This is a genomic window from Zunongwangia sp. HGR-M22 (assembly GCF_027594425.1).
In the GTDB taxonomy this organism is placed as follows: Bacteria; Bacteroidota; Bacteroidia; order Flavobacteriales; family Flavobacteriaceae; genus Zunongwangia.
The window spans coordinates 3,289,729-3,305,075 of record NZ_CP115159.1; the positions used below are offsets into that span (position 1 = coordinate 3,289,729).

The window sequence follows — 15,347 nt, forward strand, 5'->3', positions numbered from 1 at the left end:
ATAGATTATCAAATATAATGAAATATGTATTTAAAAAGGCTGATTTAGAAGTGAAAACCGAAATTCACGGTAACTCCAAACGATCGCGCATCGGGATTATCAAAATAGTTTCCACGAAAATGGGCATCTATTCTAATAATTTTAAAAATGTTTCCTACACCGGCACTGTACTCCCAATATGGTTCTCCATTAGGCGCTACCAAAGGAATCCCAGATGCATTTAATTGTTTATTATCCTCAGAAATTTGTCCCCAAACTCCTCTAATTCCTACAATTTCTCTCAGGTTCAAATCTCTTAACAAAGGTATCCTTGAAAAAAATCGACCATTAAAATTATGTTCAAAATGAGCGGCAACATAAGTATCGGTTACAAATTCATAATAGTCTAATAGCGAAAATGTGTTATAAAGCTGAAAATAGGTTTGGTTACCTGGTACCACACTTAGTAAAGCTAAAGGTACTTCGCCAAATGTCTTACCGGCCTCTATACTGGCATTTGCTCTACCAAATCCTCCAACCATTATTGGCTGATTATAAAAAAGCTGTAATTTTTTATAATCAAAATCACTATTAAAAAGGTTTTTAATTCCCAATGTATAATTTAAAAAAAGCGTTGGGTGATCATCGTCTACGACTTCTCGTTCTACACCATATCCAGAAGTTGTACGTCCCGGAGTATACATGATAAGATTAGAAATTTCTGTCTGGTTTAATTCTGAAGATAAATTTGTCCTGGTCGCATCTGTATAATAATCTAAACTAAAACCTTCTGAAGCTGCTTCCACTTCACGATAAGAACCGCTAACTCTAAAACTTAAATTTTCCCAGGGTTCAATTTCTACAGAAAAAACAGTAAGATTTATAGAACTTAAACTATTATTTGAACTTGTACTTATTAAAGCTGAAGAAGCAAGGCTACGCCCTAAAACATCTGTAGTATTGGTTAAATTAACGCCTAATTGCTCTACGTCTCTACGATTACCAGCGGTAATAATTAAACGATTTTCTGGATCTAGCAAAACTTTCCCCTGTATACCGTATTTAAATTTATCGTCTTTAAATCCATAAGCTCCGTAACCTTCTAGTCGCCATTTATCATGCTGAGAAAAGTAGGTTCTACCTCCTCCTCGTACTCGAACACCTTCAACGTCGTTAAACCCAACAGTAGAAAAAACCGGACCATAATCCCAACCTTCAAAATCTATATAACCGGTAGCCAAAGCGGTAGAGACGTTATACAATCGTTTAAATTGTTTTACCGTTCTTAGTGTATCCAACATATCATAGACCCCACGCTCGTCACCGTTTAATTCTTCTAATCTATTGGTTTCCCAAAATTCGTTATCCCTGTTATAAACTTCTTCGCGAAAGCGATTAACCTGTTTATTATAAAATGAAGAAGGACGTTCTTTATCAAACTCATATTCATCATAAAGTACAGTTCGTTTACCGTAAACACCCCGTGATTCTTTTTTTTCTCTTAATGCAAAATCTGCCTGAAAGAAATCTCTTTTTAAAAGAAAAACCGAATCACTTAATACTTCAAATTCTTGCTCTATATAAACACCTTTAACCCAGTTTAAATTGGCACCTTCAGACATATCAAGATTAATATCCTTAATTGCCCAAGTGGTATCATTTACCCAAAAATCTCCACTAAAAGTTAGTTCATTTTCCCGTCTAGGGTAGTAAACAATATTGTAGCAGTACTTTCCATCTACATAAGCGGTATCTGCAAGAACGTAGTTATAAACGTTAATTCCTGTTTTTGAAAGCGGACTCACAAAATTCTTATCAAAAAATTTTAAGTAGTTATCGTAAACATCGATCTCATCGTAGATATCACGAACGGTAGAAATTAGCATTTGGTTATCGCTAAATCCTGAGTTTTTATTTCCCTTTAATTCAGTTAATTCTTGTCCGGTTTCATTATCGCCATATACTCTGCTTACCGATTCATTTAAAAATATTGGCAAATAGGTTTTCCCGGTAATCCTATTGGTATCTAGATCTTCGAAAATAAATTCCATCCCATTGAAAATTCTACTTTCGATAAGCGAACTATCAATAGTATTTAAATCGAATTCGAGTTTTTCGTATCTACGATAAGCATATTGATCAAATTTCTTGACGCCGTTTCCTCTACGGTTTGCCCAAATTTTCCGTAAAATATCGATAGCCGGATTATTCTTTTTAGAAGTTTCTCCTTTATAAATTTTAACTTCGGAAAGTGATTCTGAAGAAGCGTATAGCGTTACTTGTAGATCTTTATTAGATTTGTTTTGAAGACTAACGTCTTTGGACTGATATCCCAAAAAAGAAAAGCTTACTGAAGTATATGTTTTTTGAGATGATAAGGAAAAGTTACCATCTTCATCTGTAGTAGTACCCTCGCTAGAGCCAGTAAATATAACGTTAGCAAAAGGTATTCCTGCTCCGTCTTCATCTACTACAACTCCACTAATATCCGTTTGGGAAAAGACATGTAAACAACTAAAAATAAACAGGGTAGATAAAAGAAAGTACTTCATATATATAATCAAAAAACCCCTCATCTTTTAGGGGATGAGGGGTCAAAGATAGTTTATCTGAATTACTTGTACATTACCTTTTTTACAGCTTTAACAACATCTTCACTATTTGGCAACCATTCCTTAAGAAGAACTGGAGAATATGGTGCCGGTGTATCGGCTGTGTTTATTTTAATGATTGGTGCATCAAGAAAATCGAAAGCTTGTTCCTGTACCTGGTAAGTAATTTCAGTAGAAATATTTCCAAATGGCCATGCTTCCTCAAGAATTACAAGTCTGTTTGTTTTCTTTACAGATTCGATAATGGTAGCATGATCCATAGGACGAATAGTTCTAAGATCGATTACTTCCGCAGAAATACCTTCTTTCTCTAATTCGTCTGCAGCTTTGTAAGCTTCTTTGATAATTTTACCAAAAGAAACGATAGTTACATCAGATCCTTCACGCTTAATATCAGCTTTTCCAATCTCGATTACGTACTCCTCTTCTGGCACTTCACCTTTATCACCGTACATCTGTTCACTTTCCATAAAGATTACAGGATCATCATCTCTAATTGCCGCCTTTAAAAGACCTTTTGCATCGTAAGGATTAGAAGGAACAATTACTTTTAAACCAGGACAGTTAGCATACCAACTTTCAAAAGCCTGAGAGTGTGTTGCACCAAGCTGACCTGCTGAAGCTGTTGGCCCTCTAAAAACGATAGGACAATTAAATTGCCCACCACTCATTTGGCGAATCTTAGCGGCATTATTTATTATTTGATCGATTCCAACCAGGGAAAAGTTAAAGGTCATGAACTCTATAATAGGACGGTTACCATTCATGGCACTACCAATACCTATACCTGAGAATCCAAGCTCAGAAATTGGTGTATCTATTACTCTATCTGGCCCAAACTCATCCAACATTCCTTTAGAAGCTTTGTATGCACCGTTATATTCGGCTACTTCTTCACCCATTAAGTAAATGGACTCATCTTTGCGCATTTCTTCGCTCATAGCCTGTTGAACGGCTTCCCTAAATTGAATTGTCTTCATTATAGTTCTTAATATTAATATTTATGACTTTAGGAAAACAAAAATAGTAATTCAATAAAGTTTTTACCACATAAACCATTAAAAATTTAGATTTACGATCAACTTAATTTCATCAAAATTCTCACACCTTAAATATAACCAACAAAACCTATAATTTATTACTAAAACCTCAACTAATACCCTTTATTTTAAGCTTTAATTAAATTACAGGCTAATTTTTAGGAAAATTTTACTATGCATGCATAGTATTCCTGAATTTATTTATGTAACTTCGTAATCAATACGTTTAATAAAAAGAACTAAAAATATGAAAATATTAGTGTGTATTAGCCACGTACCTGATACAACCTCAAAAATCAACTTTACCGATGGTGATAGTAAATTTGACACTAACGGAGTTCAGTTTGTTATAAATCCAAACGATGAATTTGGTTTAACCCGTGCCATGTGGTTTAAAGAAAAACAAGGCGCAAGTGTAGATGTTATAAATGTTGGCGGTGCAGAAACCGAACCTACCTTACGTAAAGCTCTTGCCATTGGCGCAGATTCTGCAATTAGAATAGATACTACTCCTACTGATGGATTTCAGGTAGCTAAAGAATTAGCCAAAGTAGCAGGTGAAGGAAATTACGATCTTATTATCTGCGGAAGAGAATCTATAGACTATAATGGCGGAATGGTTCCTGGAATGTTGGCAGGTTTACTTAAAGCTAACTTTATAAATACGTGTATTGCTCTTGAAGTTGAAGGTGATAAAGCAACAGCAACTAGAGAAATCGACGGAGGAAAGGAAACGCTAATCGCGAGTTTACCATTAGTTATTGGAGGACAAAAAGGTCTTGTTGAAGAAAGTGATCTTAAAATCCCTAATATGAGAGGAATTATGCAAGCGCGTAAAAAACCTCTAAATGTCATGGAGCCAGCAGGAGCTGAAACAGCCACTAAAGCAGTTAAATTTGAAAAACCTGCTCCAAAAGGATCAGTTAAAATGATAGATGCCGATAATCTAGACGAGTTAATCGATCTTCTTCACAATGAAGCTAAAGTTATTTAATTTCCTTTAGCAGATTTTCAAGAAGATTTTTAATCATTTCAAAATTAGAAAAATGTCAGTTTTAGTATATACAGAATCAGAAGACGGAAAATTTAAAAAAGGAGCGCTAGAAGTTGCTTCTTATGCAAAAGGTGTTGCCGATGCTATGGGAACCAGCTTAACTGCGATCTCTTTTAACACAGAAGACACCAGCGAGTTAGGTAAATATGGTGTAGACAAAGTTTTGAGCGTTAGTAACGATAAACTAAACAACTTTAATGCAAGTGCCTATGCCGATGCTATAAAACAAGCAGTGCAAAAAGAATCGTCAAAAGTGGTTGTATTAAGCCAATCTGCTAATGGCAAATACATTGCTCCTCTAGTGGCAGTGCAATTAGAAGCTGGATATGTATCAAATGTTACGGATTTACCAGAAAGCACTTCTCCATTTCAGGTAAAAAGGACAGCTTTTACGAATAAAGCTTTTAAATTTACAGAGATAACTACAGACATTAAAGTCTTAGGCTTATCCAAAAACGCATTCGGACTTAAAGAAAGTGAAGGTGCTGCATCAAGTGAAGCTTTTGAACCTCAATTTTCAGAAGAAGATTTTAAAATACAAGTGGAATCGGTAGATAAAGCCAAAGATAAAGTAACAATCGCCGATGCAGAAGTTGTTGTTTCTGGTGGTCGCGGACTTAAAGGTCCAGAAAATTGGGGAATGATAGAAGAAATGGCAGATATCCTTGGCGCTGCCACTGCCTGCTCTAAACCGGTTAGTGATATGGGCTGGAGGCCACATAGCGAACACGTGGGGCAAACCGGTAAGCCTGTAGCGTCTAATCTTTATATCGCGGTTGGAATTTCTGGAGCAATACAACACCTAGCAGGAATTAATGCCGCTAAGACTAAAGTTGTGATTAACAACGATCCAGAAGCGCCTTTCTTTAAAGCAGCAGATTATGGAGTTGTGGGGGATGCTTTTGAAATTGTTCCTAAACTAAATGAAAAATTGAAAGAATTTAAAGAGAAAAACGCATAAATTTTATAACTTGCACCCCTTTAAAGGGCTGTCTAAATCCGGTAAAATGCCCTATTTAGACAGCCTTTTTTAATTTATGGAATATGAGTTTAGTGCGTCTGAATATCAAGGGAATATCATACAGTCAAACCCAGAATGGAGCGTATGCTCTTATATTAAATGAAGTTGGTGGGGATAGAAAATTACCTATAGTAATTGGTGCGTTCGAAGCCCAATCGATAGCCATTGCGCTAGAAAAAGAAATTAGGCCTCCAAGACCTTTAACCCACGATCTTTTCAAAAATTTCTCTGATCGTTTTGAAATTAACGTAAAGCAAGTCATCATTCACAAATTAGTAGACGGTGTTTTTTATTCAAGCTTAATTTGTGAACGCGATAAAATCGAAGAAATTATCGATGCTCGAACAAGCGATGCCATTGCATTGGCTTTAAGATTTGATGCTCCTATTTTTACCTATAAAAATATCCTTGAAAAAGCAGGTATTTTTCTTCAGGGTGAAGAGAAACAACATAGAGAAAAAGAGGAAGATCGTGAAGAAATTATTTCTGAAGAATTACTATCAGACGACATAGAAATTTCAAAAGAAGATAATAATTATAAGAAGCTATCCTTAAGCGAACTTGAAAGTTTATTATCACAGGCTGTACAAAACGAAGATTACGAAAAAGCTGCCAGTTTAAGAGATGAAATCTCTAAGAGACAATAACACCCCACTTAAAATATGAAGAGATTATTATGCTTTCTTTTTTTTATAATTTTGAGTTTTCCAACATTGCAGGCTCAAAGTATTACGAAAAGCTGGAAGATCGAAACGAACGTAGATAGCCTTTCTAACGACATTTTTCAAAAGGGCAGCATTCTCACCATAAACAACGGAAGATTTAATTTCACCAAAGAAGAAGACACTATTTCTCGTGGTGATTATATGTTCCAAAACGATATTTTGGTATTCTTCTATACCCAACCCAAAAAGAACATGGTGAATTATAGAGTCACTAAACTATCAGACTCTTCCATGGTGCTTAAAAGTGGAAAAAAAGGAATTCAACTTATCGAACATCAGCAAGAAATTAATGAAATTATTCCTGCTGAAACTTCAAAAAAAATTATCGCCAATCAGGGAATTACAACTACAGGAATATTACGCGGTGTATTAGGTATGTTTTCGCTGCTTTTATTAGCATTTTTATGTAGTAGTAATAGAAAAGCCATTAACTGGAAAACAGTTGGTATCGGCCTGGCAATGCAATTGTTGCTAGCTTACGGAGTTTTAAAAATTGGCTGGGTACAATCTACTTTTGAATTTGTAGGTAAGATTTTCGTGAAAATATTGGAGTTTACCGCTGCCGGGAGCGAATTCCTTTTAGGCGGACTTATGGATACCTCTAGTTTTGGTTATATATTTTTATTTCAGGTATTACCAACCATTATTTTCTTTTCGGCATTAACTTCTATTCTTTTTTACTACGGAATAATACAAATTGTTGTTAGAGGTTTTGCACTGGTACTTACCAAGCTTCTAGGAATATCGGGAGCAGAAAGTTTAAACGTAGCAGGAAATATTTTCTTAGGGCAAACTGAAGCACCATTAATGATTAAAGCTTATTTGGAACGAATGACGCGTTCTGAAATCTTATTGGTAATGATTGGTGGTATGGCTACCGTAGCAGGTGGTGTTCTTGCCGCATACATTGGTTTTCTAGGTGGCGACGATCCCGTTGCACGACTAGAATTTGCTAAACATTTATTAGCAGCTTCAGTAATGGCAGCTCCAGGAGCGATTGTTATATCGAAGATTCTTTACCCTCAACAGGAAAAAGTAAATACAGATGTCGAAGTTTCTTCAGAAAAAATAGGCTCAAATGTTTTAGATGCGATTGCCATTGGTACTACTGAAGGTTTAAAACTAGCCGCAAATGTGGGGGCGATGTTATTAGTATTTGTAGGCTTAATAGCAATGATCAATTACGGATTTGCCAAAGTTGGTGAACTCACACACCTAAACGGCTTTTTAGCTGAAAACACTCCATATCAAACCTTTTCTATTGAAGCCGTGTTGGGAACCATATTCGCTCCTTTGATGTGGCTAATTGGTGTTGCAAAGGAAGATATGATGTTAATGGGACAACTTTTAGGCATTAAACTGGCTGCAAGTGAATTTGTTGGATATATTCAGCTGGCAGAACTTAAAAATGCTGCTTCTGGTTTAAGTTTTACTTATCAAAAATCAATCATCATGGCGACTTATATGCTATGCGGATTTGCAAATTTTGCTTCTATTGGTATTCAGCTTGGCGGTATTGGTTCATTAGCACCGGGACAGCGTAAAAATTTGTCTGAATTCGGGATTAAAGCGGTAATTGGTGGAACTTTAGCTTCGTTACTTTCAGCAACTATTGCAGGAATGATTATTGGGTAGAAATTTAGCATGATCAAAGGAAAGATAAAAAGTCTTGGTGAAATTGTTATTAGAGTAAATAACATGGAAATTATGACTGAATTTTATCATAAAGCTATTGGTTTAGAACTTATTCGAAACTCAGCAAAATTCACCTTTTTCAAAATTGCAGAAGGGAATGCAGGGCATCATCAAACACTTGCATTATTTCATAATGAAAATGCAACAGCTTTCGGGGAAAAACTAAGCGACATAAATTCTAAAAATTCGTCATTACATCACTTTGCCCTTGAAATTGCAAAAGAAGATTATGATAATTTTTTGTTGAAAATTGAAGAGCTAAATCTCAAATCTACTACTGAAGTTTTCCCGTGGATTAAATGGAAATCTGTTTTTATCAAAGACCCGGAAAATAATATTATCGAATTTGTGTGTTATGATGAAAACATTCAGGAATAATTAATCTGATCTAAGTCTAATACTTTTTATATTTCTGCTTTTAAACTTATTTCTCCTTTAGATGTTTCCCCTTGCTCACCTAAAACAATAAGGACATAATCATTTACGGGTAGTGCGATTTCTAGATCATCAGAATTTTCCTTCTTTAAATTAAGAACCGGCACTGCATTCTTTTTATAAATATCGAATTCTTCTTTATTATAAATTTTCAACAATAAGGTATCTTCTAAATCGTAGTTTTTTAAATTCAGTTTATAGTTTTTAAATTCTTTTTCTGGGTAAGTATTTTTTAGATTAACAGGTATATTGTTTATCACAAAAAAGTCATTTATCTTTTTTTGCCCAGGTGGCAGTTCATCAAATGGTATTAGTGTAAGGCTATTAGCCGTTTTATCAATAATTTCAACCTGATTTATCGTCAAAGGATTTATACCAGTGATCTCCTTGAAGTAAACAGCCATTCGCTTCCCGTTCTTGGTTGGCTCTTCCAAAATATGATCGATCCCCGCGTGTACCAGGATTTTAGCTTTTGGATCATTTTCTATGGTCTCTGCAAGTTTTTTTGCTTGCCCTAATTCTCTATCTATTGCCTTATCGCTACTTTCATAAGCAATAATTTTATATCCCAATTCTTTTGCTATTCTTATAAGATGTGCAAAATATGATTCCTGAATATAGTAGCCGGAACTCAATATAGGATAAGGTCGGCTTTCATTAATCTTTGAAGCCTGAAAAGAACTACTCAAAGATTCAAGTGCCAGATAATTAAATCCGTTCTTTTTTAATTTCTTCAGTAATTGAATTGTAAATAATCGATGTTTTGGATACCAGTGATTTTCATTCACCATAACTACGTTGGTAGATTTCGATTCTTTTGCAATTTTATTCAAGGCAGAGATATTATAATAAACCTTTGAGGTATCAATACTTGCTATATTTACTTTTTGTTTACTTATTCTCTTCTGTTCATAAACATTAATCAGGCTATCATACATTGTATTATTCTGCATAAAAGAATTGATGGTAGTCAAAAACTGGTATTCCATCCAGTCTTGCCCAAGGCTATCTTCAACTGGCGCATTTATTAGTTTTTCACTTGCTCGTAGATAATTAATATCTTTCCTTACGCCTTCGAAAACACTGGAATAGGTTAAAGCATTACTACTATCTATCTTAAATTGAATACTTTTTAAAATTTCTTTTCCATCTTTAATAATACCTTCAATATTCATACTATCATCCCTTGTTAATAATAGATAAGCCCTTTTTTGATTATTAGCAGTTTGAAATAATACTGAGTTCGTTACCGTATCTTTTATGGGAAATTCTAAATTATCTATATTTTTTTCATACTCCCTAAGAAATAAATATGCCGTATATCTGGGTGCAATCGTTATTTTGGAATACGAAAGAAGATCTTTCTTATTTAGAAAAGAGTATTTCTTCAGTAAATTTCGAAGTGAAATTTTGTCAATTTGCTTTAAAGGAAGGAACTGCGTATCCCCAAAATATTGAACAGAAATCGCTGCTTCTTTATTTATAAGCTTAGCCCCATTAACATAGTTATATTCAGCTAAATGATGATAAGTACTACAGCTTGAAAGGATAAAAAAAATTAAAAGTATGAAGTAATAGTTGCGATGGCTCATGATTGATAATTTTATAGTAGCAATATACAACTAAATAATTAGTTAAAAAATCAGGGATAATAAATGCTTGAGTAATCTAGCATTACTGTAATCCAAATTCATTATTTTAGCGCCCTATTAGTTAGTTCATTTTTTGAAAAAAGGGCAGCAGAATTATGAAGCAATATCAAGACTTACTACAACATATTTTAGATAACGGTGCAGAAAAGGGCGATCGTACGGGTACCGGAACCAAAAGTGTTTTTGGTTACCAGATGCGTTTTGATCTTAGCGAAGGTTTCCCAATGGTAACCACAAAAAAAGTACATCTAAAATCCATAATTTACGAGCTGCTTTGGTTTCTAAAGGGCGACACAAATATTGAATATCTAAAAGAAAACGGCGTACGTATTTGGAACGAGTGGGCCGATGAAAATGGTGATTTAGGACCAATTTACGGCCATCAATGGAGAAATTGGAATGGTGAGGAAATCGATCAAATTTCAGAAATTATTGAAACTCTAAAGACAAATCCTAATAGTCGTAGAATGTTGGTTTCTGCATGGAATCCTTCAGTAATGCCAGATACCTCGGTTTCATTTTCAGAAAATGTAGCCAATGGCAAAGCTGCGCTTCCACCCTGCCACGCATTTTTTCAGTTTTATGTAGCAGATGGAAAATTGAGTTGTCAACTTTACCAACGTAGTGCCGATGTATTTTTAGGCGTTCCGTTTAATATTGCTTCTTATGCATTATTTACGATGATGATGGCTCAGGTTTGTGGTTACGAAGCTGGAGATTTTATTCATACTTTTGGAGACGTACACATTTACAGCAATCATATGGATCAGGTGAATTTGCAATTAAGTAGAGCGCCAAGAGATTTACCAAAAATGAAGATCAATCCAGAAATTAAAGATATTTTTGATTTTAAGTTTGAAGATTTTAAATTAGAGGGTTACGATCCGCATCCACCTATAAAAGGTAAAGTTGCGGTGTAAACTAATTCTAATTTAAAATTTTTATTATCATGAAAAGGTTATTGCTTATCGCAAGTTTTGTATTCGGAACTGTAGGAACAATCGCAGCTCAACAAACCTCTCCGGTTTGGCCAGGTTGCGAAGACAGTGAAGATGTAAAGGCTTGTTTTAATCAGAAGCTTAGTCAGCACGTAAAAGAAAATTACGAATATCCACAAAACGATGCCGGAGAATATGTTCGAGGAAAAGTAACCATCAAATTTGAAGTTGATGAAGAAGGCAAAGTAAATGTTTTGAATATCGAAGGGAATGAACCTTTAGTTAACGAAGCAGCGAAAAAAATGATTAAAAAAATGCCTAAAATGAAACCTGGAAAATTACAGGGCGAGGTGGATGCAAGAGAATTTACGGTCTCTTATAAATTCTAAAAAAATTATACTATAACTTATTACCTTCAGTTTTTATGAAAAAAATACTATTTATTGGTTGTTTGTTAGTAAGCTTGATGAGCTACGCACAAGAAAATGTAAAAACCGAAGGTAATACTGTTACCGTAAAAGAAATCGCACTAGTATGGCCCGGTTGTGAGAATGAAGACAATAAGGACAATTGCTTTAATAGCAAATTCTTAAATCACGTAAAGACCACTTATAAATATCCGCGGAAAGATTCTGGAGATTTTATTCGTGGTAAGGCTACTATAAAAATGCATATTGATGAAAACGGTAATGCTAAGATCGACAAGATCGAAACTAAAGAGCCAAAAATTAAATCTGCTGTACAAAAAATGCTCGCTGAACTGCCTAAAATGACTCCGGGTAAAAAGGCAGGAAAGCCTGTTTCTATAAAATATACGATCCCTTTGCAATTATAGATTATAGCCTAATTAACACAATACATCGGCTTTCTATCACTATTCCTTTTTTAACTTTGGATTAACGCTGGTGAAAACCGCTAGCTTCTAAAAAATTGTAAATTTGAGAGATACGCACTAACCGTATTTCTCTTTTATGCTTACACAGCCAGAATTATTAGATCTTTTTAAAAGTACACGAGCACAATCTGAACTTATTTGTTCTTTTTTAGAAACTGAAGATTACGTTGTGCAACCAATAGTAGATGTCTCACCACCCAAATGGCATCTTGGGCATACTACATGGTTTTTTGAAGAATTTGTGCTTAAACCTTATAAAAGCAATTACCTGCTTTTTGATGAACATTCTGCTTACGTTTTTAATAGTTATTACGAAAGCGTTGGTGAAAAAGTGATACGTACAGATCGCGGAAATCTTTCAAGACCTACCGTTGCCTGGGTCTATAAATATCGTGATTATGTTTCTAAAACGTTAAAACAATTTCTCGAATCTGCTAACCTAAGCAAAGAAGTTCTTGAAGTTATCGAGATTGGTTGTCACCACGAAAAACAACATCAGGAATTACTTTATACCGATATAAAATATATTTTAGGTAACAATCCTTTGTTCCCTAAATACAACGATCAATTTCAAGAAAACCCGATTCAAGATTTTCAACAAGAATGGATTTCCGTAGAAAAGGGGAACTATGAGATTGGGCATAATAACAACGATTTTTGTTATGATAACGAACTTGGCCGTCACACCGTATATTTAAACGATTATCAAATTTCAAACAAATTGGTAACCAATAACGAGTATATCGAATTTATCGCAGCCGGTGGTTATAAAGATGTTTTACTTTGGCATGCTGAAGGTTGGGATTGGGTAAATACCACTCAGATTTCAGCACCATCATACTGGCATAAAATCGATGGCCAATGGCATCAATTCTCCTTGCAAGGTTTACAAAAATTAAATCCTGACGCTCCATTAAGCCATATTAGTTATTACGAAGCTTTTGCTTTTGCGCAATGGAAAGGCTTACGCCTACCAACCGAGCAGGAATGGGAAATTGCGAGCACAAAATTTGATTGGGGTTCACGCTGGGAATGGACAGAAAGCGCTTATTCCCCTTATCCCGGGTACAGTAAAGCTCCCGGCGCTTTAGGCGAATACAATGGGAAATTTATGGTGAATCAAAAAGTTTTACGTGGTGGCTCTGTAGCAACTTCAGAAAATCATACCCGATCAACCTATCGCAACTTTTTTCATGCCCCTTTACGCTGGCAATTCACCGGAATTCGCCTTGCAAAATAACGATCAACTTACATTATGAAATCCACACCAACTACCACAACATACGCAACTGCTTTTGAAGAAGATGTTGCCAAAGGCTTAACCAGCTTTCCTAAATATCTGCTTTCAAAATATATTTATGATGAAAAAGGAGACAAGCTTTTTCAGCAAATCATGAATATGCCAGAGTATTATTTAACCAATTGTGAGCTCGGTATTCTTCAGCGACATACGGCAGCAATCGCAGATTCTTTCAACAGTAAAAAAGGTTTCGACCTTATAGAACTTGGCGCCGGCGACGGTAAAAAAACAAAGGTTTTATTAAAACATTTAGTCGGTAAAAATTATGATTTTAATTATTTACCGGTGGATATTAGTCAGCATGTTTTAGATGAATTAGAAGAAGCTTTAAAGACTGAAATTCCCGGTGTAAAAATTAAAACACAACAAGGAACTTACTTTAAAACCTTAGAGAAACTGGCCGATTATAATTCACGCAAAAAAGTGATCATGGTTTTGGGTTCTAACATTGGAAATCTTTTGCACGAAAAAGCCATCGATTTTTTAAAGAATATCTGCGAAGCGATGAGTGAAGAAGATATGCTATTTATGGGATTTGATCAGAAAAAAGATCCGCAAAAGATCCTGGATGCTTACAACGACCCCCATGGAATCACCGAAGCTTTTAATAAAAATCTTTTGGTGCGAATGAATAACGAATTGGAGGCCGACTTTAATACCCATGAATTTAAACACTGGGAAACCTACAATCCCGAAACAGGAACCGCTGCCAGCTACCTTGTTAGTAAAAAAGAACAACAGGTAAAAATCGACAAACTTAACCTAGATATTCATTTTGATGCCTGGGAAACCATTCATACCGAAATTTCACAGAAATACGATGATAATATTGTACAATGGCTAGCCGAAGAAGCTGGATTAGCAGTTACTGGAGAATTTAGCGATTCGGAAAACTGCTATAAAAATTATATCTTTAGAAGAAAAGGTTTTTGAATTTGCTAATAAACAGCCATTTTATATGAAAAAGTTACTACTCCTTTTTTTGGCAATTCTTTTAAGTTTCGCTTTTATTCCCGTTCAGAATTATTCTGAAACATCAGAAAATAGAGCTATACAAGAGTTTATTCCGCAGGGAAAAATTAATTTTTCTGAGATAGAATCTGTCGAAAAATCTGCTATAAACAACGAAAATGAAACAAAACTGACATTTGTTGATATCGAAAACGGTAATGTAATAAAGTACCTTTCAGAAAAGACCAGAATAAAAAGTGATATAGCGTATAGTCAAAATGAATATCTCAAAATTGTTAAACTGAAAGAAAGTTTTATTTACGATATAGAAAAGAATTCAAAAATTATCGAATTTCGATCAACTACAAAAGCCTATCCCGATTTTAGTCTAAACACTGAAGAAAATAAGATTTCATTTGATCATAAAACTTATGTCTTTTCATCTAAAATGACGATCAACCATACTGAAAATGCTTTTGAAAGCACTTGGAGTGGCTTTGTTTATTCTAATGGAAAATCTAAAGTAGTTTTAGCAAAACTTAAGGATAATCGCATGGGAATTTTAATTCAGCAACCTACTAAAAAACCTCAGGTTTTTATCGAAAATGAACTAAAATAACAACATGAAATTTTCAACACTTTTCCTTCTATTATTTTTCTTTACGCAGGTAGCCACTTCCCAAAGCGCCACTAAAGAAACCATGGATAGTACTTATAAAGATCGTGTGGATATTCCCGTAAAATACTGTTTGATTATTCCTTCTGGGAAATTTTTGTCGAAATATATCGACATCCAGATTGACTATGGCCAGGAACAGGCATTATTTAAAAATTCTTATATCAGGGATGAAGATGGAAATAAAAGAACATTTAATTCAATTGTACATGCGTTAAATTATATGGAGAGTTTAGGATGGGAACTCGTTAAAACATACAGTGAGCAAGAGACCGAAAATAACTTTAGAAGTTATTTTTTATTTAAGTCTGACGGAGATGCAACACTCCCTATACACCTAGAAACAGCCAGATAAATTAAAAGTATAAAAGAAT

15 protein-coding genes are annotated in these 15,347 nt (G+C 34.7%); 12 read left to right on the top strand and 3 right to left on the bottom strand.

The features are described from left to right. Nucleotides 1-44: 44 nt before the first annotated feature. Both PBT91_RS14185 and PBT91_RS14190 read right to left on the bottom strand, forming a co-directional pair. The gene (locus PBT91_RS14185; protein ID WP_270059113.1) at nucleotides 45-2,531 is read right to left on the bottom strand and encodes a DUF5686 and carboxypeptidase-like regulatory domain-containing protein; all 2,487 of its coding nucleotides are present in this window, start codon (nucleotides 2,529-2,531) and stop codon (nucleotides 45-47) included. Nucleotides 2,532-2,593: 62 nt separating this feature from the next. Then, nucleotides 2,594-3,571, bottom strand: coding sequence for a pyruvate dehydrogenase complex E1 component subunit beta (locus PBT91_RS14190; protein WP_270059114.1), 978 nt, complete (start codon nucleotides 3,569-3,571; stop codon nucleotides 2,594-2,596). Between the two features lie 307 nt (nucleotides 3,572-3,878). Here PBT91_RS14190 and PBT91_RS14195 point away from each other — a divergent pair, with 307 nt between their 5' ends. The 5 genes from PBT91_RS14195 (at nucleotide 3,879) to PBT91_RS14215 (ending at nucleotide 8,504) form a co-directional block, all read left to right on the top strand. Then, on the top strand, nucleotides 3,879-4,625 hold the full coding sequence (locus PBT91_RS14195; protein ID WP_270059115.1) for an electron transfer flavoprotein subunit beta/FixA family protein: 747 nt from the start codon (nucleotides 3,879-3,881) through the stop codon (nucleotides 4,623-4,625). Between the two features lie 52 nt (nucleotides 4,626-4,677). Beyond that, entirely contained in the window at nucleotides 4,678-5,646 is a 969-nt protein-coding gene (locus PBT91_RS14200) for an electron transfer flavoprotein subunit alpha/FixB family protein (protein WP_270059116.1), read from the top strand. An 83-nt stretch (nucleotides 5,647-5,729) separates the two neighbouring features. Continuing rightward, nucleotides 5,730-6,353 (top strand): bifunctional nuclease family protein, encoded by a 624-nt coding sequence (locus PBT91_RS14205; RefSeq protein ID WP_270059117.1) that lies wholly within the window; start codon nucleotides 5,730-5,732, stop codon nucleotides 6,351-6,353. A 15-nt stretch (nucleotides 6,354-6,368) separates the two neighbouring features. Continuing rightward, nucleotides 6,369-8,066, top strand: a complete 1,698-nt coding sequence (locus PBT91_RS14210) for a NupC/NupG family nucleoside CNT transporter (protein ID WP_270059118.1) — start codon at nucleotides 6,369-6,371, stop codon at nucleotides 8,064-8,066. Nucleotides 8,067-8,075: 9 nt separating this feature from the next. Continuing rightward, on the top strand, nucleotides 8,076-8,504 hold the full coding sequence (locus PBT91_RS14215; protein WP_270059119.1) for a VOC family protein: 429 nt from the start codon (nucleotides 8,076-8,078) through the stop codon (nucleotides 8,502-8,504). A 26-nt stretch (nucleotides 8,505-8,530) separates the two neighbouring features. On the opposite strand, the gene PBT91_RS14220 is transcribed toward PBT91_RS14215, so the two are convergent. Continuing rightward, entirely contained in the window at nucleotides 8,531-10,153 is a 1,623-nt protein-coding gene (locus PBT91_RS14220) for a hypothetical protein (protein WP_270059120.1), read from the bottom strand. 155 nt (nucleotides 10,154-10,308) lie between these two features. Here PBT91_RS14220 and PBT91_RS14225 point away from each other — a divergent pair, with 155 nt between their 5' ends. The 7 genes from PBT91_RS14225 to PBT91_RS14255 all read left to right on the top strand — a co-directional run bounded on the left by PBT91_RS14225 (nucleotide 10,309) and on the right by PBT91_RS14255 (nucleotide 15,328). Next, nucleotides 10,309-11,133 (top strand): thymidylate synthase, encoded by an 825-nt coding sequence (locus PBT91_RS14225; protein ID WP_270059121.1) that lies wholly within the window; start codon nucleotides 10,309-10,311, stop codon nucleotides 11,131-11,133. 29 nt (nucleotides 11,134-11,162) lie between these two features. Further along, complete coding sequence (locus PBT91_RS14230; protein ID WP_270059122.1) at nucleotides 11,163-11,540, top strand: TonB family protein; 378 nt, start codon at nucleotides 11,163-11,165, stop codon at nucleotides 11,538-11,540. 35 nt (nucleotides 11,541-11,575) lie between these two features. Continuing rightward, nucleotides 11,576-11,986: an energy transducer TonB gene (locus PBT91_RS14235; protein WP_270059123.1), complete on the top strand. Its 411-nt coding sequence runs from the start codon at nucleotides 11,576-11,578 to the stop codon at nucleotides 11,984-11,986. Between the two features lie 136 nt (nucleotides 11,987-12,122). Next, nucleotides 12,123-13,286, top strand: coding sequence for an ergothioneine biosynthesis protein EgtB (gene egtB, locus PBT91_RS14240; RefSeq protein ID WP_270059124.1), 1,164 nt, complete (start codon nucleotides 12,123-12,125; stop codon nucleotides 13,284-13,286). 15 nt (nucleotides 13,287-13,301) lie between these two features. Further along, nucleotides 13,302-14,279: an L-histidine N(alpha)-methyltransferase gene (locus tag PBT91_RS14245; protein ID WP_270059125.1), complete on the top strand. Its 978-nt coding sequence runs from the start codon at nucleotides 13,302-13,304 to the stop codon at nucleotides 14,277-14,279. Between the two features lie 25 nt (nucleotides 14,280-14,304). Then, entirely contained in the window at nucleotides 14,305-14,916 is a 612-nt protein-coding gene (locus PBT91_RS14250; protein WP_270059126.1) for a hypothetical protein, read from the top strand. Between the two features lie 4 nt (nucleotides 14,917-14,920). Continuing rightward, a complete protein-coding gene (locus PBT91_RS14255) occupies nucleotides 14,921-15,328 on the top strand; it encodes a hypothetical protein (protein WP_270059127.1) in 408 nt (135 codons plus the stop codon). Nucleotides 15,329-15,347 lie beyond the last annotated feature (19 nt).

Coding starts and splice junctions, on each gene's coding strand:
- PBT91_RS14185 (WP_270059113.1), bottom strand. CDS start 2,531: ATGAAGTACTTTCTTTTATCTACCCTGTTTATTTTTAGTTGTTTACAT.
- PBT91_RS14190 (WP_270059114.1), bottom strand. CDS start 3,571: ATGAAGACAATTCAATTTAGGGAAGCCGTTCAACAGGCTATGAGCGAA.
- PBT91_RS14195 (WP_270059115.1), top strand. CDS start 3,879: ATGAAAATATTAGTGTGTATTAGCCACGTACCTGATACAACCTCAAAA.
- PBT91_RS14200 (WP_270059116.1), top strand. CDS start 4,678: ATGTCAGTTTTAGTATATACAGAATCAGAAGACGGAAAATTTAAAAAA.
- PBT91_RS14205 (WP_270059117.1), top strand. CDS start 5,730: ATGAGTTTAGTGCGTCTGAATATCAAGGGAATATCATACAGTCAAACC.
- PBT91_RS14210 (WP_270059118.1), top strand. CDS start 6,369: ATGAAGAGATTATTATGCTTTCTTTTTTTTATAATTTTGAGTTTTCCA.
- PBT91_RS14215 (WP_270059119.1), top strand. CDS start 8,076: ATGATCAAAGGAAAGATAAAAAGTCTTGGTGAAATTGTTATTAGAGTA.
- PBT91_RS14220 (WP_270059120.1), bottom strand. CDS start 10,153: ATGAGCCATCGCAACTATTACTTCATACTTTTAATTTTTTTTATCCTT.
- PBT91_RS14225 (WP_270059121.1), top strand. CDS start 10,309: ATGAAGCAATATCAAGACTTACTACAACATATTTTAGATAACGGTGCA.
- PBT91_RS14230 (WP_270059122.1), top strand. CDS start 11,163: ATGAAAAGGTTATTGCTTATCGCAAGTTTTGTATTCGGAACTGTAGGA.
- PBT91_RS14235 (WP_270059123.1), top strand. CDS start 11,576: ATGAAAAAAATACTATTTATTGGTTGTTTGTTAGTAAGCTTGATGAGC.
- egtB (WP_270059124.1), top strand. CDS start 12,123: ATGCTTACACAGCCAGAATTATTAGATCTTTTTAAAAGTACACGAGCA.
- PBT91_RS14245 (WP_270059125.1), top strand. CDS start 13,302: ATGAAATCCACACCAACTACCACAACATACGCAACTGCTTTTGAAGAA.
- PBT91_RS14250 (WP_270059126.1), top strand. CDS start 14,305: ATGAAAAAGTTACTACTCCTTTTTTTGGCAATTCTTTTAAGTTTCGCT.
- PBT91_RS14255 (WP_270059127.1), top strand. CDS start 14,921: ATGAAATTTTCAACACTTTTCCTTCTATTATTTTTCTTTACGCAGGTA.